The organism is Nonomuraea soli (genome assembly GCF_013761175.1).
Taxonomy (GTDB): Bacteria; Actinomycetota; Actinomycetes; order Streptosporangiales; family Streptosporangiaceae; genus Nonomuraea; species Nonomuraea soli.
The window spans coordinates 475,435-495,319 of sequence record NZ_JACDUR010000006.1 but is presented as its reverse complement, the minus strand read 5'-3'; the positions used below and the strand labels follow the sequence as shown (position 1 = coordinate 495,319).

The 19,885-nt window shown below is 72.7% G+C and carries 13 protein-coding genes; 4 read left to right on the top strand and 9 right to left on the bottom strand.

The window, feature by feature from the left end; genetic code table 11:
• Positions 1 to 15: 15 nt before the first annotated feature.
• Positions 16 to 3,945, bottom strand: a complete 3,930-nt coding sequence (locus tag HNR30_RS49515; protein ID WP_181613492.1) for an AAA family ATPase — start codon at positions 3,943 to 3,945, stop codon at positions 16 to 18.
• Positions 3,945 to 5,069 carry an exonuclease SbcCD subunit D gene (locus tag HNR30_RS30445; RefSeq protein ID WP_181613491.1) on the bottom strand — a complete coding sequence of 375 codons (1,125 nt, stop codon included), beginning with the start codon at positions 5,067 to 5,069 and terminating at the stop codon, positions 3,945 to 3,947. Before HNR30_RS30445 ends, HNR30_RS49515 begins: the two co-directional genes overlap by 1 nt.
• A gap of 106 nt (positions 5,070 to 5,175) precedes the next feature.
• On the opposite strand from HNR30_RS30445, the gene HNR30_RS30440 reads away from it, so the two are divergent.
• The gene (locus tag HNR30_RS30440; protein WP_181613490.1) at positions 5,176 to 6,666 is read left to right on the top strand and encodes an alpha/beta hydrolase family protein; all 1,491 of its coding nucleotides are present in this window, start codon (positions 5,176 to 5,178) and stop codon (positions 6,664 to 6,666) included.
• Here the strand turns inward: HNR30_RS30440 and HNR30_RS30435 are convergent.
• On the bottom strand, positions 6,639 to 7,565 hold the full coding sequence (locus tag HNR30_RS30435) for an alpha/beta hydrolase (protein WP_181613489.1): 927 nt from the start codon (positions 7,563 to 7,565) through the stop codon (positions 6,639 to 6,641). The two genes, HNR30_RS30440 and HNR30_RS30435, sit on opposite strands and share 28 nt — an antisense overlap.
• Positions 7,566 to 7,747: 182 nt before the next feature.
• On the opposite strand from HNR30_RS30435, the gene HNR30_RS30430 reads away from it, so the two are divergent.
• Complete coding sequence (locus HNR30_RS30430; protein WP_181613488.1) at positions 7,748 to 9,190, top strand: LCP family protein; 1,443 nt, start codon at positions 7,748 to 7,750, stop codon at positions 9,188 to 9,190.
• Here the strand turns inward: HNR30_RS30430 and HNR30_RS30425 are convergent.
• From HNR30_RS30425 to HNR30_RS30410, 4 genes are all read right to left on the bottom strand, one after another.
• Complete coding sequence (locus HNR30_RS30425; protein ID WP_181613487.1) at positions 9,187 to 10,437, bottom strand: hypothetical protein; 1,251 nt, start codon at positions 10,435 to 10,437, stop codon at positions 9,187 to 9,189. The genes HNR30_RS30430 and HNR30_RS30425 overlap by 4 nt on opposite strands.
• A 24-nt stretch (positions 10,438 to 10,461) precedes the next feature.
• Positions 10,462 to 11,442 (bottom strand): enolase C-terminal domain-like protein, encoded by a 981-nt coding sequence (locus HNR30_RS30420; protein ID WP_181613486.1) that lies wholly within the window; start codon positions 11,440 to 11,442, stop codon positions 10,462 to 10,464.
• A 13-nt stretch (positions 11,443 to 11,455) separates the two neighbouring features.
• Positions 11,456 to 12,739 (bottom strand): MFS transporter, encoded by a 1,284-nt coding sequence (locus HNR30_RS30415; protein WP_312894742.1) that lies wholly within the window; start codon positions 12,737 to 12,739, stop codon positions 11,456 to 11,458.
• 114 nt (positions 12,740 to 12,853) lie between these two features.
• Positions 12,854 to 13,561, bottom strand: a complete 708-nt coding sequence (locus HNR30_RS30410) for a TetR/AcrR family transcriptional regulator (protein WP_181613485.1) — start codon at positions 13,559 to 13,561, stop codon at positions 12,854 to 12,856.
• 99 nt (positions 13,562 to 13,660) lie between these two features.
• On the opposite strand from HNR30_RS30410, the gene HNR30_RS30405 reads away from it, so the two are divergent.
• Together HNR30_RS30405 and HNR30_RS30400 are read left to right on the top strand one after the other, a co-directional pair.
• Positions 13,661 to 15,082 carry an MFS transporter gene (locus tag HNR30_RS30405; RefSeq protein WP_312894741.1) on the top strand — a complete coding sequence of 474 codons (1,422 nt, stop codon included), beginning with the start codon at positions 13,661 to 13,663 and terminating at the stop codon, positions 15,080 to 15,082.
• Positions 15,083 to 15,192: 110 nt separating this feature from the next.
• Positions 15,193 to 16,311, top strand: coding sequence for a class I SAM-dependent methyltransferase (locus HNR30_RS30400; protein WP_181613484.1), 1,119 nt, complete (start codon positions 15,193 to 15,195; stop codon positions 16,309 to 16,311).
• Here HNR30_RS30400 and HNR30_RS30395 read toward each other — a convergent pair.
• Both HNR30_RS30395 and HNR30_RS30390 read right to left on the bottom strand, forming a co-directional pair.
• Positions 16,293 to 17,420, bottom strand: coding sequence for a VWA domain-containing protein (locus HNR30_RS30395; protein WP_181613483.1), 1,128 nt, complete (start codon positions 17,418 to 17,420; stop codon positions 16,293 to 16,295). The genes HNR30_RS30400 and HNR30_RS30395 overlap by 19 nt on opposite strands.
• Positions 17,420 to 19,831 carry a DUF5682 family protein gene (locus tag HNR30_RS30390; RefSeq protein WP_181613482.1) on the bottom strand — a complete coding sequence of 804 codons (2,412 nt, stop codon included), beginning with the start codon at positions 19,829 to 19,831 and terminating at the stop codon, positions 17,420 to 17,422. The genes HNR30_RS30395 and HNR30_RS30390 overlap by 1 nt, the downstream gene beginning before the upstream one ends.
• Positions 19,832 to 19,885 lie beyond the last annotated feature (54 nt).

Sequence of the window (19,885 nt, the reverse complement as noted above, 5' to 3'; positions counted from 1 at the left end):
CCGACCACCCTGAGTTCAGCCTGGAACCGTCACCGACACGGTCGAGCCCGTGCGCGTCTTGGAGACCCTCAGCTGGGCCGGGACGCGGGTGCGCAGCTCGGCCACATGGCTGACGATTCCCACCGCCCGGCCGCCGTCACGCAGGCCGTCGAGGATGTCGAGCACCCCGTCGAGCGTGTCTTCGTCGAGCGTGCCGAACCCCTCGTCGACGAACAGGGTGCCGATCTCGGCGCCGCCCGACTCGGCGGCCACCACGTCTGCAAGGCCCAGCGCCAAGGCCAGGGAGGTGATGAAGCTCTCGCCGCCCGACAACGTCGCAGGGTCGCGGTCGACGCCCGTCCAGCCGTCGGCGACCCGCAGCCCCAGGCCGCCACCCGCCCGGCCGCGCGCCCCAGCCGTCTTCCGCAGGTCGTGCTGAAGCTGGTAGCGGCTGCCCGACATGTGGTCGAGCCGCTCGTTGGCCGCCTCGACCACCTGCCGCAACCGCTCGCCCAGCACGAACGACGACAGGCTCATGCTCCACTGGTTGTCGCCCGAGGTGCCGCTGGCCAGCGCGGCCAGCCGCTCGGCCAGCCGATGGCGCTCGGCCGCCGGCGCCCACGCCGCCAGGCAGGCGGCCAGCTCGTCGTGCAGGGTCGCCAGGCGGCGCTCCCGGCTCACCGCACGGTCGCGCGCCGAGACGCAGGCGGTGTGGTGGCGCTCGCGCTCCTCCAGCTCGGCGTGCAGCGCCCGCAGGTCGGGCACCGGCTGCGCGGCGGCCGCCACCAACTGGGGGTCGGCCAGGGTGCTGGTGACGGCGGCGTGCTGCGCGTCGAGCTCGCGCAGCCGCTCAGCCCTCGCCTCCCGCTCGGCCGGCGTACGCGCGGCGTCCTGGGCATCGGCCGCGCTGTCGAAGCCCGCCTCCTTGGCCGCGGTCTCGGCCTCCTCGACGGCCTTGAGATGCTCGGCCACGGCCGTGCTCGCGTCCTGGGTCGCGTCGAGCGCCTCGCGGAGCAGCTCGGCCTCGTCGCCCAGCCTGGACAGGCGCGCGGCCAGGGTCGGGTCATCGCCCCTCGCCGCGTCCAGGCGGGCCGTCAGACGTCCGGCGTCGGCGCTCAGCTCTTCCCGGCGAGTACGGCAGGCGGCCAGGCGGGCGGTGACGCGCTTGGAGTCGTCGTCGAGGTGGAGCTGCTGGGTGCGCAACCGCTCGGCCTCGGCGGCCAGCCCGTCGAGGCGCGCGGCCGAGTGGCGCAGGCGCGCGAGGTCCTCCTCGGCGACGCCGAGCAACCGGCGCCCTTCGGCTTCGGGGAAGGGCGGCTCGCTCCTGCCCGCCGCGCGTGGCGTCTCACCCACGTGGGCCAGGGGAGAAGGCACGGCGGCCTCCGCGGCCTTGGGCGACTCCCCGGCCTCGGGCGGCACACCGGTCTGAGACAGCGGCGCGGCCGGAAGCGGCCCATCGGTCTGAAGCGGCTCCGCGGGCGCCGTGTCGTGTGGCGCGTTGGCGGATGACGGGTCGTGCGGCGGTTGAGCGGCGTGAGGGGGTGGCGTGGTCAGGCGGGTGAGGAGGCGGGAGCGTTCGGCGTGGAGCTGGGTGCGGTGCGTGCGGTGGGCGGCCAGGGCCTCGCCGACGGCGCGGGCCTGCTCGCGCACCCGCTCCCGCTCGGCCTCCACCCGATCCAGCTCCCCGAGCAGCGACGGCTCCTGGTCGGCCACAGACTCCAGCCGGTCGAGCTCCTCCCGCGCCAGGATGAGCGCCTGCTCGGCCTCCTCCGGGTCGAGGTCACCCGCCGCCTCGGCCAGGCGCGAGCGCAGGGCGGCCACCGCCACCTCGGCGGCCTCGCGTTCGGCGTGCGCCTCCTCGTGGGCCGCCTCGGCCGCGTGCTCGTCGTCGGCCGACGGCGCGCTGGGGGCGGGGGCGGCAGGGCTCGGGTGGTCCTCCGAGCCGCACACCGCGCACGGGTCGCCCTCGGCCAGGTCACGGGCCAGCTCGGCCGCCATGCCCTCCACGCGGGCCTGGCGGATGTCGAGCCATCGTTCGCGCGACTCCTGGGCGCGGTCGACCAGCTCCTGCAACGCGCCGGACGCCGACTCCAGCTCGGCGGTCAGGATCTCTCTGCGCCTGGCCGATTCCAGAGCGGAGGCCGCCGACTCCGCCGCGGCACGGGCGGAGGGTACGGCGGCGGCCTGGGCCCGGACCTCGCCCAGGCGGGCGGTGACGGCGGCCATGCGATCGGGCAGTTCGGCGTCGAGCGCGGACACCTCGGCCTCACGCTCGGCCAGAGTCTCCAGTTCGGTGGCCAGGTTGAGCAGGTCTCGCTCGACGGCGATGAGGTCGCGGGCGGCGGCGACGACGGCTTCGGCGGCGGGGATGCGGGCGGCGTCGAGCCTGGCCTCGGCGAGGGCGCTCTCGACCTCGCGCAGGCGTTGCGGGAGGGCGGCCAGGCGGGTGGTGATGGTCTCGTCGGCGGTGGTGAGCTCGGCGAGCTCGGCTTCTGTGCGGCTCAGGTCGCGGCGGACGACGAGGAGCCTGGCTTCCTCGGTGAGGAGTTCGGAGAGCCTGGCCATCTCGCGCTGCCGGTCACGCTCGAGCTGGGCCAGCTGCTCGGCGAGATGCTCGGCGGCGTGGTGGGCGTGCTGGACCTGCCCGGTGGCGTGCCCGGTGGCGTGCTCGGCGGCGTGCTCGGCGGCGTGCTCGGCGGCGTGCTGAGCCGGGCGCTGGGCGTCGTGCCGCGGTGCGTGGTGGGCGTGGTCGTCGGGGTGGCGGGGCAGGAGCTGGCGTGCTCTGGCGACGGCGTCGGCGGCGAGGGTGCGGGTCTTGCGTACCGCCTCCGCGCGCTGGCGGGCGCCGGCGATCAGGGGGAGCACCCGGTCGGCTCTGGCCGCGTCGTCGAGGATGGCCACCAGGTCGGCGCGCTCGTCCGCGCGCTCGTCGAGGGTGTGGCGCAGGGTGAGCGCCTCGGCGTGCCTGCGCTGGCGGTCGGCGAGGGTGGTGGCCTGGTCGAAGGTGAGCCGCGCGGCGCGCAGGGCACCCTCGGCGGCGGTGGCGGCCTCGGTCGCCCGGGTGGCGGCGGCTTCGGCCTCGGCGTGGACGGCTTGGGACCAGGGCAGCTCGTCACCGGGCGCGCCTGCCGTACCGGTGGAGGCGCGGGGGCCGGCGGGTGCTGGACCGGAGACGGCAGAAGCGGCAGACGGCGACCCGGCGGACGGCGACCCGGCAGACGGCGACCCGGCGGACGGCGACGATGCCAACCCCGACGACGATGCCAACCCCGACGACGCCGCCGTGAGGAGGGCCTCGCCTGCTGCCTCCTCGATCCGGTGCACCGCGAAGTCGACCTGCTGCCGCAGCTCCTGCTGCCCGCGCCAGGTGAGCTTGCGCTGCTCCGCGAGCCACGCCTCCGCCTGCGTGAACACCTTGACCGTGAACAGCCGCTCCAGCAGCCGCCGCCGCTCGTCGCCGTCGGCGCGCAGGAAGCGCGCGAAGTCGCCCTGCGGCAGCATGGCGACCTGGCAGAACTGGTCGCAGTTCATCCCCAGCAGCCCGCCGACCAGGTCGCCGGCCTCGTCGGCCCGGGTGGTGAGCCCGTTCCACGAGGTCTCCCCCGCCCGCTCCGAGACGATGACCTTGGCCTTCTCCTCCGTGAACCCGCTCCCCCGCAGCTTGGGGCGCAGCCAGGCGGGCGAGCGCTCGATGCGCAGGCGGCGCCCCCTGATGGTCACGTCGAGCACGACGGAGGGGCCGACGTCGGCGGGCGCGTGGTCGCAGCGCAGCGAGCGGGCGCTGTTGCGCTGGCCGGGCACCTGCCCGTAGAGGGCGTAGCACAGGGCGTCGAGGATGGTCGTCTTGCCCGCCCCGGTGGGTCCGTGGACGAGGAAGAGCCCGGCTTCCGCCAGGGCGTCGAAGTCGACCCGCTCGGTGCCGGGGAAGGAGCCGAAGGCGGTCAGGGTGAGCAGGTGGGGCCGCACTAGGAGTTTGCCTCCTTGAGCCGGGAAGCCTCGATGGCCGCACGCAGCAGCGCCTCCTCGTCGGGCGAGGCGGCTTCGCCGCGCACCTCTCGCACGAAATCGAGGGCGACCTCGCTCTCCGGCCGCCCAGCGAGGCGGGGCAGCGGGACGGCCGGGGTGGCCCCGACCGGGTCGAAGGAGAGCGCGAGGGTGTGCGGGAAGCGGGCGCGCAGGCGGTCCATCGCCGCCTTGGGGCGGACCGGGTCGGTGAGGGTCACCTGCAGCCAGTGGCTTTCGTGGTCGGAATAGCGGGACGAGGTGAGCAGGTCGTCGAGCATGCCGCGCAGCCGGCCGACCGGGCGGGGCACGGGCGCGGCGACGAAGTCGGCCGAGGCGAGGCCCGAGGAGCCGAGTTCGACCAGCCAGCAGCCCTTGACCTGGCCGGCCTCCGAGAAGGAGTAGGCCAGGGGCGAGCCGGAGTAGCGCACGGTCGGCGACATCCGCTGCCGCCCGTGCAGGTGGCCCAGCGCCACGTAGGAGACGCCGTCGAAGGCCTGCAGCGGCACGTGGGCGACGCCGCCGACGCTGATGTCGCGTTCGCTGTCGCTGGCCTCGCCTCCGGTGACGAAGGCGTGGGCGAGCACGACGGACGGTCCGCCGTGCCGTACGAGGTCGGTCCTGACCTTGTCCATGGCGTGGCCGAGGGCCGCGGTGTGGGTGCGCGACTCGAGCTCCCAGGGGCCGCGCACCAGCTCGGGTTCGAGGTAGGGGATGCCGTAGAAGGCCACGCCGCCGATCTCGATCGGCTCCCAGGAGCGTGACGGGTCGGTGCGCAGGTGCACTCCGGCCGCGTCGATCAGGTCGGAGCCGAAGCCCAGGCGCCGGGCGGAGTCGTGGTTGCCGCTGATGACCACGACGCGCACGCGCTCGGCGACCAGGCGCCGCAGGGCCTCGTTGCACAGGGCGACGGCGTCGACGGGCGGCAGTGCCCGGTCGTAGACGTCTCCGGAGATCGCCACCACCTCGACCCGCTCGGCTCTGACCGTCTCGACCAGGTGGTCGACGAAGGCGGCCTGCGCCTCGAGGAGGCTCTCCCGGTGGAAGGAGCGTCCGAGGTGCCAGTCGGAGGTATGCAGCACGCGCATGTCCCAGGAAGCTAACAGGTATCACTGACAAAGGTGGTCCCAGCGACACGCCACGCGGGAGTAGCCTTGAAGATCAGCGGGCAAAACGACATACATGGGGAGGCCGATGGGCGCCGGTCGTGGCACCTTGGGCGTGGCCGCCGGACTGGTACTCCTGGCTCTGGCGACCCTGGGTTACGCCTTGCCTCCTGCCTTCGACCCGCCTCCCCTTCAGGTGGACGCGGCCTTCCAGGCTCTGCCCGAGCAGCCGGAGAACGAACGCAGGCCGGTCGTGGCGGCCGATCCCTACCGCACCGAGAAGATCACGATACCGGCCGTCGGCCAGCAGCTCCAGGCGACCGTCCGCGCGCCCGCGACGCCGGGACGCCATCCGGCGATGGTCTTCATCTCCGGCTCCGGCAACGGCTCGCAGGAGGAGTTCGTGCCGCAGGCCGAGTTCCTCGCCGCGGCCGGGGTGGTGACGCTGGCCTTCGACAAGCGCACGGTCGGCTACAACTTCCGCGACCGCGACTTCTCGCTCCTGGCCGACGACGCCCTGCGCATGATCAAGTATCTGCGCAGCCGCCCCGACGTCGACCCGAACCTGGCCGGGATCTGGGCCGTCAGCGAGGGCGGCTGGGTGGCGCCGATCGCCGCCGCCGACCCCGCCGTGGGTTTCGTGGTCCTGATCTCCTCGCCCAACGTCTCGCCGCTGCGCCAGGTCGCCTGGGCGCTCAACGAGCAGCTGCTGCGCCTGCGCGCGCCCGCGGGCGTGCGCGATCTGCTGACCAGGGCGATGGGCAACTTCGGCTTCGACTTCCTGCGCCACGACGCGATGCCGGCGCTGCGGCAGATGCGTCAGCCGGTCCTGGCCCTGTACGGCACGACGGACCCGTCGATCCCCTTCGTCGAGAGCACCCAGGCGCTCACCAAGGCCCTCACCGAGACGGGCAACGACAAGTTCACCATCCGCTTCCTCGACCAGGCCGACCACGCCATGCGCATCGCCGGGGGCCCGTTCGCCCCCGGCTACCTGGAGACGCTCGCCAACTGGATCAAGGCCCTGCCCGGCGCCGCCAAGCCCGCGCTGCCGATCGCCGGCGCGACCCCCACGCAGCGTTTCCAGGCCAGCGACGTGCCCGCCGCGCCCTGGTACGCCGGGGGCACCATGCTGGGGCTGACGATCTGCCTGGCCGCCGTCGGCTACGTGGCGGGACCGTTCGCGGAACTTGTCGTACGGCTGCGCGGCCGCCCCCTGACGCCCGCGGCGCACAACGCGGAGTTGTGGGCGCCGATCCGGCGCAGGCTGCGCCGCATGGCCTGGACCGGGCTGGGGCTGCTCGCCTCGGTCATCGCGTTCATCACGCTGCTGGTGATGTTCTCGGTCAACCAGGCGGGCGCCTGGCCCGCGGTGCTGTCGGGGTGGCTGATCGTGCGCGTGCTCGCCGTACTGATGCTCCTGCAGGAGGTCACCGCGGTCGCGACGGTCGTGTCGGCGCTGCGTGACGGCATGCGGCCCACGCGCGGCCAGCACGTCGCGATCGCGGGCGTGCTGGGCGGCACCGGCCTGCTGCTGGTCGCGGCCGCCTACTACGGGCTGTTCTCGTTCCCCTGGTAGGAGACGTAGGCCGCCATCCAGCGGTCGATCTCGGCGAAGACCTGCTTGCGCACCGGCTCGGCCGACAGGACCAGGTCGTGCACGCCGTCCTGGACGCGCACGCACGTCACGTGCGGGCCGAGGCAGGGCGCCCAGCGGGCGATCTGGCGCGGGTCGAGCACGATGTCGGCGCTGCGCGCCTCGGGCACGAAGTCGCGCACCCGCAGCCCCGTCGAGGAGCTGAGCACCAGGACGGGGACGTCGACCGCCAGGCCGCCGTGCAGCCGCCGCTGCGCCCGGCGGATCGCCGCCAGCCACATCGCGTGGACGGCGAAACCGCCGTGGGGCTTCATCTCCAGGTCGTAGTCCCACTCGCCGCCGTGGTCGCGGTGCAGGCTGTAGCCGTACGCCATGCTGACGCCGAGGGGCAGGGCCCTGGCGGAGTACGACAACGGGCCCCTGAGGACATCGGCGGCCAGCCGCAGCGGCGTGGGCACGTTGAGGTCGAAGAAGGGGCTGTTGAGCACCAGTCCGTCGACGAGTCCCCTGCCGCGGACCCGGTCGGCCCAGAGCGCGGCGGTCAGGCCGCCGGTGGAGTGGGCGTTGACGGTCAGCTCGTCGTGGTCCTGGCGGATGATCCGGACCGCCTCGTCGATCTCCGGGAAGTAGTCGGTGATGCTCTTGATCAGGCCGCGGGTCTGGTGCGGCAGCAGCGACCGGCCGTATTTGCGCAGGTCGAGCGCGTAGAAGTCGATACCTTGGGCGAGATAGTGCTCGGCCAGGTGGTCTTGGAAGAAGTAGTCGGTGAAGCCGTGGATGTACAGAACCGCCCGCCGCGACCCGGTCCGCCGGGAGATGAGAGTGGCGACGACCTCACCCTCGAAATCCGCGGGCATGCGCAAAACGGTGATCTCGTACATGGGACACACGGTATTCCACGGAAGCTGGGCGCATGATGGAGGGGAGGCGCTTCAATACTGGGGACCGGCGTTCGCCGGATGTTAACTCTCCCCTTAGCTCACATTTGAGGGTATTTCCGTATGCTCCTGGACGGAAAACGGGCCTACGGTAAAACGTACGGGGCAGCAGGAAAGGCGTGATGATGACCTCTGGGGCAGTTCTGGGGTGGACACTGCTCTCGATCGTCGCGCCCGGAGCCGCGCACCTGCGGGCGGGATGGCGCAAGACCGGGCTCACCCTGCTCTCCATCTACTTCGCCGGCATCCTCGCCCTGCTGGCGCTCGCCCTGTTCCAGGGCGTCGACCTCGCCGGAAGCATCGCCGCCAGCAGCTCGCTGCTCATCACCGTCACGGTGGGCGCCGCCGTCCTCGGCCTGGCCTGGTTCGCGCTCGTCGTGCACTCCTTCATCGTCCTGAAGCCCAGCAAGCTGCCCCAGAACGGCCAGATCCTCGTCGGCACCGTCGCCGGGCTGATGGCCGTCCTCGTCATCGCCCCCTTCGGGCTGACCGCCCAGTCGCTGTGGGTGGGCAACGACACGCTGAACGACATCTTCACCGGCCCCGCCTCCTCCAGCGGCCGGGAAGCCGCTCCCGTAAAGCGCGAGGACCCGTGGGCGGGACGCACCCGCGTCAACATCCTCGTCCTCGGCGGCGACGCCGACGACCACCGCTCCGGCGTGCGCACCGACAGCATGCACCTGGCCAGCATCGACGTGAAGACCGGCAACACGGTGCTGTTCAGCCTGCCGCGCAACCTCGAGTTCGTGCCCTTCAAGCCCGGCACCCCCATGGCCGAGCGCTTCCCCCAGGGCTTCCAGCTGCCCGGCGCGAGCCGCGCCACCGACGACCTGCTCAACAGCGTGTGGGAGTACTCCGACGCCCACCCCGAGATCTTCGGCGGGCGCAAGAACATGGGCCCGCAGGTGCTCAAGGAGACGATCGGCCACATCCTCGGCGTCGACATCGACTGGTACGTCCTGGCCAACATGTGGGGCTTCGCCCGCCTCATCGACGCCATCGGCGGCGTCACCCTCACCGTCGAGACCGACGTGGTGTTCGGCCGCTACAACGAAGGCCTCGTCAAGGCGGGCACGCGCAGGCTCAAGGGCGCCGACGCCATGTGGTACGCCCGCTCGCGCACCAACAGCGACGACTACACCCGCATGCGCCGCCAGCGCTGCGTCATCGGCGCCCTGCTCGGCCAGGCCGACCCCGCCACCGTCCTGTCCCGCTTCACCGCCGTCGCCAAGGCGACCAAGCAGCTCATCAGGACCGACATCCCCCGCGCCTGGCTGGAACACCTGGTGCCGCTAGCGCTGAAGGTCAAGGGGGCGAAGGTGCGCAGCGTGCAGTTCGTGCCGCCGTTGATCAAGACGTACTCGGCCGACTGGGAGAAGATCCGGACGATCGCGGCGAAGGCCCTCAAGGAGTCGGCCACCCCGCGCCCGGTCGCCGCCATGGGCAGCCCGTCGCCCTCGCCGTCGCCATCGGCGTCGATGTCGAGCAGCAGGACCGCCACGCCGTCACCCACGCCTAGCCGGACCAACCCCGCCACCGACCTCACGGAGGGGTGTGGGGGGATCTAGAGCTCGTACGGCAGGCCGTTCTCGATCTTGGCGGCCAGCTCGTGGAGGTCGATGGTGTCGCCCGCGGGGCCGACGAGCTCGCGGAGCTTGTAGGGATGGGGTGAGGTGTAGCCGCGTTTGCGGAGGGACTGCTCCAGGAGGGGGACCAGGGCGCAGACGCCGGGTGTGGGGTGGGGGCAGGACATGTGGCCGTAGCGCCAGTCGAGCTCGCCACCGCGTCCGGCCGCGACGAGGTCGACCACGTCCTGAGGGGTCGCCTCGGCGCCGATCAGCTCGGTGGCCGCCTGGGTCACCAGCGCGGCTATCCCGCTCGAATCGACCGGCCCGTCGTCGACGCGGAAGGCGTGGGAAGGCGGCGCGCCCTTGAGGTCCTCGTCCTGCGCCCAATGCGCGGCGGCCCGGCACAGCCGGTCCTCGACCTTCTCCGCCAGCCGGAAGAACACCGTCGGGCCCGGGGTGCTTGTGATCGGGCCGTCCGGCCAGCCGAGCTCACGTGCCAACCCGCGAGCGGCCGGTGATGGAGGCGGCGGCTCGACGCGGTCCAGCAGCCGGTCGTGCTCGACCTTCCACCGGAAGAGCTTGAACAGATCGGCCGGATAGGTGCCTTGGTAGACGAATCGCGCCATGCACCACAGGAACGCCGCCTCGACCTGCCATCGCCGGCGCAGGGCGACTCCCAGCCTGTCACCGCCGACGATCTTGCCCGCCGCCTCCCAGTGTCCGCGCCGCAGCCGCTGTACGGCATGGGCGGCCTGCTCGTCCGTCGTCGTGAGCCACGCGTGTGTCAGGCACGCGTCGAGCCAGCCGCTCCGCCTGTACACGAACTCCATGGTCAGCAGCGTGCGGAGATCGTCTCGCGACAGCCCGATCAGCAGCGGCATCCCGAGGATGACCCGGCCCTTCCGCGCGCTCATGACGGCCACGCCGGACAGCCTCATCTCCCGCACCACGGCAACTCCGGCCAGCCCGGCGGCCTCCGAGACGAGGGCGGCCAGCTCAGGGTGCTCCGCGGGGATCAGCACCGGGTTCCGCCACCGATACCCCGCCCGCCCCGCGTTCCAGAGCAGGGCGAGCGCGGCCAGGCCCATCAGGCCCATCAGCATCCACCTCAGCGGCCCGACGACCAACAGGCCGGCGGCACCCACCGGGACGATCACCATCAGCCCCGTCGAGCGGACCATCCAGCCCGGCAACAACACGCTCGGCTTGACCCGCAAAATGATCTTCAACATCTGCCATCGCGACACGCGGCACACCATGGCACAAACAGATCAAACCCGGAAAGCCTCCCGAGCCAGCTTCCGAGCCTTCACCTCGTCGATGTCATGCCCCAGCCCCGGCTGCGTGAACGGCACCGCCACCACCCCGCCCGCGGCCCCCACCGCCGGGTCGACGATCTGCGCCTGCCTGGGCGGCTGCGTCACGTCGCACGGCAGCGTGCAGCCCGGCAGGCTGGCGATGGCGACGGCGGCGGCGCGGGCCAGGCCGGTGCCGCGGCCTCCCGCGCAGACGATGTCCCAGCCGTTGGCCGCCGCCCTGTCGTGGGCGCGCCTGGCGTCGCTGAGGGTGGGGTAGGCGGCCGGGCGCAGGATGAGGGCGCGGGCGGCGCGCAGGGTGAGGTAGTCCTCCAGGAGCGGCCCCTCGACCGCGACCTTGGCGGCGACCTGGTCCTGGAGGGCGGCGTGGGAGCCGACGTCCTCCAGGGGGAAGGGCCGCTCGATGACCTCGATGCCGTAGGAGTCGAGGGCGACCAGTTGCTCGTCGGTGGTGTAGCTGGAGTGGCAGTCGACGGCGAGGGTGAGGGCGGGGAACGCCTGCCGTACGGCTCGGACGGGTTCGATGTCCCAGCCGGGGCGGATGTCGAGGGTCACGTGCGTGTAGCCGCCGCAGACCTGCTGGTTGACCTGGGTGACCAGGTGTTCGGGCGTGGGGTTGAGCCCGAGGCGGACGGTGGCGGTGAGCGAGGTGCGGCTGCCGCCGAGGGCGTGGGCCAGAGGGACGCCGCGCATCCGGGTCCACAGGTCCCAGCAGGCCATGTCGATCGCCGGATGCCCGCCCGGCGCGGAGTCGGGGTGTTCCCAGTCCGCGTCGAGCAGGGCCTTGGCGTCGTCGATCGGTTCGTCGGGCGCGTCGACCAGCTCGCCCCAGCCGGTCATCCCCCCGTGCTCGGTGAGCTTGACGAGCAGGCTCTCCACCCGCCTGCCGTATGGCAGGACGACACGGAGCAGCTCAAGCTCCCGGACTCGCGGCATGCATCCCCCTATGTCACTGGCTCCTGTCCAGGGTAAAGCGTGGCGCGACGAGGAAGCCCACGACGGTCATCGCGAAGGCGAGGGCGTAGCCGACGATGTAGAGGCCGCTGGTGGCGGTGAACAGCGCTCCGGTGAGGGCGACGGCGACCACGACGAAGACCGATTCGCCGACGCCGAGCGCTCCGCTGTTCTTGCCTTCCTCGCCGGGCTTCGACAGCTCCAGGACGAGGATGGAGACGGTCGGGTACAGGGCTCCGATGCCGAGGCCGGTGACGATCCAGGCGAGGTAGGCCAGGGCGATCGGGACCTGGGAGATCAGGACGAGCGACATGAGGGCGATGCCGGCGCCGATCATCGCGATGCCGCCGCGCAGCGCCATGGCGTGGCTGATCCAGCCCTTGCCCTTGATCCAGGAGCCGGCGGCCCAGCCGAGCGCGCCGACGGTGAGCACGACGCCGGCTCCCGCCAGGCTCATGCCGCGCTGGTCGCGCAGCATCAGCGGGACGAGGACCTCGGCGGCGAACATGGATCCGGCTGCCAGGCCGCGCAGGATGACCGCGGTGGGCAGGCCGCGGGCGGCGCGCAGCGTGCCGGGCGGCAGCAGGCGGGGCAGCGCGACGGCGAGCAGGACCAGTCCGCCGAGCAGCACGATCAGGTGGGTCGCCGCGCCGTACTGGATGACCGCGGCGGCGACGGCGGTCACGACGGCCCACACGAGCTGGCGGCCGAGGCCGGGTGAGGGCTCGGCCATGCCGCCGCGCAGGGCGGGGTCGGCGGTGCCGCGCCACAGGGCCAGCGCCGCCGGCGCGGCAAGCACCGGGACGCCGAGGAAGATGTAACGCCAGTCGAGCTCGGAGGCGACCACTCCGGCGATGGCCGGGCCGACCAGGGAGGGCACCACCCAGGCGGTGGAGAACAGGGAGAACACCTTGGGATGCAGCACGCCCGGGTAGACCCGGGCGACCAGAACGTAGATGGCGACGTTGAACAGGCCTCCGCCGAAGCCCTGCACGAAACGGCCCGCGACGAACAACTCCATCGTGGGCGCGGTGCCCGCGATCAGCAATCCGGCGACGAAGGCGGCCAGGCCGGTCCACATGGGGGCCAGCGGGCCGAGCGTGTCGCTCCATCGGCCGCCGAGCACGGTGGCGATCACCCCGGCGGCCAGGGCGCCGCTGAAGGCGAGGTTGTACAGGTGCATGCCGCCCAGATCCTCGCCGATCTTCGGCATGGCGGCGGCGACCGCCATGGCCTCGAAGGCGACCAGGGTGACAAGGGCGACGAGCGCGACGCTCACCGCCCGATACTTCCGGCCAATCACGCTGTCGTGGGCCTCAACCGGTGCTTCCATCACTGCTGTCATGCGCACGAACCTACGCACGGGCACCGGCGGGCACATCGGGCCGTGGTCCTAGGACCTGAGGCGGGCCTCCATTCCGGCGATGAGCAGATCGATGCCGAACTCGAACCGCTCGTCGTCGCCGTCGGCCATGAGCGTGTCGACGTGCGCCGCCATGGCGGGGTACTGCTCGGGCGAGAGCTGGCGGTAGTAGGCCTGGATCATGCCGAAGAACTGCTCGAAGTACTCCTCCGGGCTCAGGTTCCCGGCTCGCACCCGCGAGCCGTGCAGCGCGCCCTCATAGGCGTCCCCGGCGACGTAGAGGGAGAACCGGTCCAGCCCGAGCGAGGCGTCACGCGGTGAGAACCCGGCCTCCAGCAGCAACCGGAACATGAACTCCCCGATGCGCAGCCCGTTGGGCCCGGTCGGGATGTTGATGAGCGCCACCTTGGCGATGTCGGAATATTTCGTCATCACCCGCCGCGACTCCCGCATCACCTGCCTGATCTGCTCCTGCCAGCGTGAGGCGTCGAGCTCGGGCAGCTCGATCTCACCCATGACCCGCTCCAGCATCAGCTCCAACAGCTCGTCCTTGTTGGCCACGTGGGCGTAGAGCGAGGCGGGCCCGGTATCGAGCGCCTGGGCGACGGCTCGCATGCTCACCTGGTCGAGGCCTTCCTCGACGACGATGCGCAGACCCGCGCCCACGATCGCGTCCTGGGTGAGCTGGCGGCGCCTGGGCTTGCGGGTGGTGCGCCAGGGCGGGGTGGGCGTCTCCATGACGAACACTGTACTTGACACGAACACTGTTCGCTAATAAAACAGTGTTCGCAACGAACACCGTTCGCCTAAAGAACAACGTTCCACAAGGAGCCCCCCGTGACTCTTCTCCACACCTCCTCCCCACCCGCCTACCGCTGGCGCTGGGTCGCCCTCTTCGTGATCCTCGCCGGTGAGGTCATGGACCTCCTCGACGCGCTGATCACCCAGATCGCCGGCCCTGCCATCCAGAAGGACCTGGGCGGCAACGAGGGCATGCTGCAGTGGCTGGTCGCCGGATACACGCTGGCCATGGCCGTCGGCCTGATCACCGGTGGCCGCCTCGGCGACCTGTACGGCCGCAAGCGCATGTTCGTCATCGGCGCCGCCGGCTTCACGATCGGCTCGCTGCTGTGCGGCATCGCCGTGAGCCCCGAGATGCTCGTCGCCGCCCGCGTCACGCAGGGCCTGTTCGGCGCCGCGATGTTGCCGCAGGGCCTGGGCATGATCAAGGCGATGTTCCCGCCGGACGAGGTCGGCAAGGCCTTCGGCGCCTTCGGCCCGGTCATGATGATCTCCAGCGTCGGCGGCCCCATCCTGGCCGGCTGGCTCGTCACCGCCGACGTGTTCGGCCTCGGCTGGCGCATGATCTTCCTGATCAACCTGCCTCTGGGCCTCGCGGCCGTCGTCGCGGCGATCAAGTACCTGCCCGAGCACCGCTCCGACGACGCCTCCAGACTGGACGTCCTCGGCATGCTCCTGGTCTCCGCCGCCGCCTTCCTGCTGATCTTCCCGCTCATCCAGGGCCGCGAGCACGGCTGGCCCGCCTGGACCTGGATCTCCCTGGCCGCCTCCGCGCTCGTCTTCTGGATCTTCGGCCGGTACGTCTCACGCAAGAAGAGCGACCCGCTCATCACCCCCAGCCTGTTCCGCAAGCGCGCCTTCACCGGCGGCCTGGTCGCCGGGCTCGCCTTCTTCACCGGCATGATCGGCCTCAGCCTCGTCTTCATGCTCTACATGCAGGAAGGCCTCGGCTACAGCGCCTTCAAGGCCGGCCTCACCGGACTGCCGCAGGCCATCGGCTCCCTCGCCGGCTTCGGCATCGCCATGTCGCTGCAGGCCCGGCTGGGCCGTACGCTCCTGCAGATCGGCACCGTCGTCTCCGCCCTCGGCGCCGTCACCCTCGGCCTCACCGTGCACCTGGCGGGCCTCGACGTCAGCCCCTGGCAGCTCGCCCCCGCCCTGGCCCTCGTCGGCATCGGCATGGGCATCACCATGGCGCCCTTCTTCGACATCATCCTGGCCGGGGTCGACGAGCACGAGTCGGGCTCCGCCTCGGGCACACTCACCGCGGTCCAGCAACTCGGCAGCGCCCTGGGCGCCGCGGTCCTGCTGACGATCCTGTTCAACCTGCTGAAGGACGCCTGGAGCTTCACCGACGCCCTCCAGGTGGTCATCGGTGTCGAGATCGGGCTGCTCGTGCTGACCGGCCTCGTCTCCTTCCTGCTCCCGCGCAAGGCCCGTGCCGAGATCGGCCACTGAGCCCCGCGCGCACGGCCCCGGTCCCCTCACGGGCCGGGGTTTCTGTGCATTAGTGCAAGGTGAGTGTTTCTGCACAGTCGCCGTCTCCCGCGCGTCTTACCGTGGGCCGAATGACGAACTCACAGGCATTCGCCGACCGGCTTTTCACCGCCGCGCTCGGCGCCATCGACGTGCTCTCCATCCACCTGGGTGACCGGATGGGCTGGTATCGCGCCCTCGCCGAGCACGGGCCGGCGACCCCGGCCGAGCTCGTGGCGCGGGCGGGCGGGGCCGGGAGGTACGCCACGGAGTGGCTGGAGCAGCAGGCCGCCACCGGCATCCTGGACGTGCGGCCCGACGGCAGGTTCGTGCTGCCCGAGGGGGCGGCCGAGGTGCTCACCGATCCTTCGAGCCTCACCTATCTCGCTCCGCTGGCCCGCATGATCTCGGCGGCCGCCGTCCAGCTGCCCGCCCTCCTGGAGGCCTATCGCACGGGTGGCGGGGTGCCGTGGGCGGCCTACGGGGCCGATATGCGGGAGTCGCAGGCCGACATGAACCGGCCATGGTTCGAGCACGCCCTGCCCGCCGCGCTGGCAGGCGTCGCCGACCTGCATGCCCTGCTCAGCCGGCCGGGGGCACGGATCGCCGACCTGGGATGCGGGGCCGGGTGGTCGACCATCGCGCTGGCCAGGGCGTATCCAGGGGCGCAGGTGACCGGGGTCGACGTCGACGCGCCCTCGATCGACCTGGCCCGGAGCAACGCAGCCCTCGGCCCGGCCCGGGGCGACGCCACCAGCGACCCGGCCCGGAGCGACGCCCTCGACCCGGCCAGGAGCGACGCCTCCCCCGCCGGCGGGCTCTCCTTCCGCCTGGCCGACGCCACCACCCTCGAACCCGGCCGCTACGACGCGGTCTTCGCCTTCGAGTGCGTGCACGACCTGTCCCGTCCCGTCGAGACCCTGGCCGCGGCACGGCGCGCGCTGGCGCCCGGCGGCCAGCTCATCGTCATGGACGAGGCCGTCGCCGACGCCTTCACCGGCCCCGCCGACGAGGTCGACAGGCTCATGTACGGCTTCAGCCTCCTCGTCTGCCTGCCCGACGGCCTGGCCCACCAGCCGTCGGCGGGCACCGGCACCGTCATGCGCCCCTCCCGGCTGCGGACCTACGCCCAGGAGGCCGGCTTCGGCGACGTCGAGGTCCTCCCGATCGAGGGGTTCGGCTTCTGGCGCTTCTACCGCCTGCTCGCCTGAAGCTCCGCCCACCGGTTGAGGTCACGCCGCTCGATGGCCGCCGCCATCAGATCGGGGAAGGCGTCGGGGGTGCAGGCGAAGGCCGGCACCCCCAGCGCCGCCAGCGCCGCGGCGTTCTCGTGGTCGTAGGCGGGCGCACCCTCGTCGGACAGCGCCAGCAGGACGACGACCTGCACACCCGCCTGCGTCATCGCCGCCACCCTGCGCAGCATCTCCTCCCGGATCCCGCCCTCGAACAGGTCGCTCACCAGGATGAAGATCGAGTCGGCGGGCCGGGTGATCAGCCCCTGACCGTACGCGATCGCCCGGTTGATGTCGGTGCCGCCGCCCAGCTGCGTGCCGAACAGCAGCTCGACCGGATCGTGCAGCTGATCGGTGAGGTCGACGACCGCCGTGTCGAACACCACGAGCGACGTCTTCAACGACCGCATCGACGCCAGCACCGCGCCGAACACGCCGGAGTAGACCACCGAGGCCGCCATCGAACCGCTCTGGTCGAGACAGAGCACCACCTCACGCTGCACCCCGCGCTGCCGCCTGGCGTACCCGGTCAGCCTCGCGGGCACGACCGTCCGGTGCTCGGGCAGGTAGTTGCGCAGGTTGGCGCGGATGGTGCGGTCCCAGTCGATGTCGGCGTGACGCCTGGGCCGGTGCGTCCTGGCCGCGCGGTCGAGCGCGCCGCCGACCGCCGCCCTGGTGCGCTGCTCCAGGCGCCGCTCCAGCTCGCCCACCACCTGGCGGACCACCCGCCTGGCCGACTCGCGGGCCTCGTCGGGCATGACGGCGTTGAGCGCCAGCAGGGTGCCCACCAGGTGCACGTCAGGCTCCACGGCGTCGAGCATCTCCGGCTCCAGCAGCAGACGGGTCAGCTCGAGCCGTTCGATCGCGTCCTTCTGCATCACCTGGACGACACTCGCCGGGAAATAGCCCCTGATGTCGCCCAGCCACCGGGCCACCTTCGGCGCCGACGACCCCAGGCCTCCCCTGCCCTCGTAGACCGCGCTCAGGGCGCCGTCCATCTGGGCGTCGTCGCCGCGCAGCGCCGTCCCCGTGCCGTCGGCCTCGCCGCCGCCCAGGACCAGCCGCCATCGCCGTACACGCTCGTCCATCAGGCGTCGCCCCTTCCCAGGATCATCCGGACCGTCCGTACGGCGGCCGCGGCCCGGTCGTCGTCGAGCTCCTCGGCATCGGCGCCCTGGTGGCGCTCACCCTTCACCCGCTCGCCGATCGCCCGGCGCTCGGGGGCGGCGAACGTGCCGAAGGTACGGCGCAGCAGCGGCAGGACCTCGACGAACTGGCCGGCGTCGAGGGCGGCCAGCCACGAGTCGAGCAGGGCCAGGAGCTTGGGGTCGTGCACCAGCAGCAGGCCGCCGCCGGCCAGGAAGCCCTCCACCCAGGCCGCCACCCTGGCGGGGGCGTGGCCCCTGGAGGTCGCCCTCGCCATCCGGGCCTCGACGTCGCCGAGCTCGCCGGCGTCGAGGAGGATCCTGGTGAGGCGGCCTTCGATCAGGCCGTGGAGGTCGCGACGGTCGCACATGCCTCGCAACGTCATCAGCCACCTGCTCCCGGGCGTCGCCCCCGGCACCCCCTCGCCCCCCGCGCCAGGCCCCACGCCCGGGGCGATCTCCTGCCCGATGCCCTGCCCCACGTCCGACCCGACACCCGGCTCCACGTCTGGGGCGGTGGGCGGGGCCGGGGGGCGGGTGGTGTCGGTGAGGAGGGCGACGGCGCCGTGGACGCGGTCGACGTGCCGCAGCAACGCCGCCGCCGCATCGTCGTCGAGCCCGCCCGCCGCCACCGGCAGCCCCACGCAGATCCGCTCCAGCATCGACCGCACGATGCCCGCCAGCCCTTCGGCCGAGGTGCCGCGCACGTCGCCGTAACGCTGGGCCCTGACCATCGCCGGCAGCGCCGCCATCAGGTGCGTGACGTCGGTGTCGAGCGCCGACCTGGCCGACAGCGCCGCCAGCACCTCGGGCAGGGCGCCCGGCAGCTCGGCCACCAGGCACGCCTCGACCAGCCCGGCGAGCTCGGCCAGCGACGGCCCTCCACCCGACGGACCGGCCGCCGACGGCGTCCCCTGACCACCGGGCCCCCGCGTCCCCTGCCCACCAGGGCCCCCGGTCGACGGACCGCCGGGCGAGGAGCCCACGGCCCGCCCGTCGGGCGTCCGCGCGCCCGACGCCAGGTCGCGCACCCGCTGGGTGGCCGCAGCCTCCACCGTCACGCCCAGCGCCGCCGCCTCGATCAGCCGCAGGTCGAACTCCGGCCGCCACCCCAGCGCCCACGTCTCACGGAAGGTGCCCCTGCCCCGGGCCTCCCGCCGCACCCCCCACTCCACCTCGAGCAGCCCCAGCCGGTGCAGCAGCCGGCTGCGCCCCAGGTCGAGCCCCTTCCGCAGGTCCAGGTCGATCTCCCGTTCCCCCGCCTCGGCCCGCAACCGCAGCCGCCGCTGCTGCTCGCGCAGGTCGCGCTGCAGCGGCACCATGGGCACGCCGTCGCCCACGACCCCGATCCTGTCGCCCACCACGAGCCGCTCGCGCACGAGCTCCAGCGGCAGCTCGTCACCCTCGCACAACACGGCGCGCGCCGCCTCGGTCACCTCTCCCAGCCCCGCCAGCGGTCGCCCGCGCAGGGCGGCCAGGCCGTGCGCGAGCCGTACGCCCTCGATGACGTGCGCCGAGGAGACGCCCAGCCCTTCGGCGCGCAGAAGTGCGGCGACCCCGGCGAGCCAGCGTTCGATGGGCCGGTCGGGCACGGTGAACAGGTGGTGGTACCAGCCGGGCGAGGTGATGCCGGCGCCGTAGCCGCTCCACGACGCCAGCCGCCCGTAGGTCCACGGCACCCAGGTCAGCTCGGTCCTGACCTTGGCCATCCCGCGCAGGAGGGCGTTGTCGGACTGGGCGGAGGGCAGGGGCCCGGTCAGCGCGGGCACGTGCCAGGCGCCGCACACGACGGCGATCCGCTCGAAGCCCTCCTTCGTGGCGGCGCGGAGGGTGCGCCGCATGTACGCCTCTCGCCGCGCTTCCCGCTCGCCTGGCTCGTGGCCTTCGCGCACGGCGGCCATCGCCTCGGCCACCACGGTGAACGGCGTGTCTCCTCGGTGCTCGACGACATCCTCCCACCATCGCTCGGGGTCGTCGTAGCCCGCCGCGGCCGCCAGGGTGCCGATCGGGTCGACGCTGAGCTCGTCGGCGCGTTCGCCGGGGGCGGCCAGGGTGTGCGCGGCGGGGAGGTCGCAGAAGCGCACGCTCACGCCGTTCGCCGTGCCGTACGCCATGGCCTGCCATTCGGGCGAGAACGCCGCGAACGGCCAGAAGGCGGCGCGGGTCGCGTCGCCCGGCACGTGCGCCAGCAGCGCCACCGGCGGGTCCAGCGCGGGCAGCAGCGGGACGAGCGGGTCGGCCTCCGGCGGGCCCTCGATGAGGATCACGTCGGGCCGCAGCCGCTCCAGCTCGGTTCGTACGGCACGCGCCGAGCCCGGCCCGTGGTGGCGCACGCCGAGCACGTGCACACTCATGGCGCCTCCCCGGGCGCCGCGTGGTTCACCGAATACCTACAGCGTGGAGGCCCC

Bases quoted from the DNA above. Each gene is read 5' to 3' on its own strand.
- HNR30_RS30395 (WP_181613483.1), bottom strand. From the start codon at position 17,420: ATGGACGAGCGTGTACGGCGATGGCGGCTGGTCCTGGGCGGCGGCGAG.
- HNR30_RS30400 (WP_181613484.1), top strand. From the start codon at position 15,193: ATGACGAACTCACAGGCATTCGCCGACCGGCTTTTCACCGCCGCGCTC.
- HNR30_RS30390 (WP_181613482.1), bottom strand. From the start codon at position 19,831: ATGAGTGTGCACGTGCTCGGCGTGCGCCACCACGGGCCGGGCTCGGCG.
- HNR30_RS30430 (WP_181613488.1), top strand. From the start codon at position 7,748: ATGACCTCTGGGGCAGTTCTGGGGTGGACACTGCTCTCGATCGTCGCG.
- HNR30_RS30440 (WP_181613490.1), top strand. From the start codon at position 5,176: ATGGGCGCCGGTCGTGGCACCTTGGGCGTGGCCGCCGGACTGGTACTC.
- HNR30_RS30435 (WP_181613489.1), bottom strand. From the start codon at position 7,565: ATGTACGAGATCACCGTTTTGCGCATGCCCGCGGATTTCGAGGGTGAG.
- HNR30_RS30410 (WP_181613485.1), bottom strand. From the start codon at position 13,561: ATGGAGACGCCCACCCCGCCCTGGCGCACCACCCGCAAGCCCAGGCGC.
- HNR30_RS30445 (WP_181613491.1), bottom strand. From the start codon at position 5,069: ATGCGCGTGCTGCATACCTCCGACTGGCACCTCGGACGCTCCTTCCAC.
- HNR30_RS30420 (WP_181613486.1), bottom strand. From the start codon at position 11,442: ATGCCGCGAGTCCGGGAGCTTGAGCTGCTCCGTGTCGTCCTGCCATAC.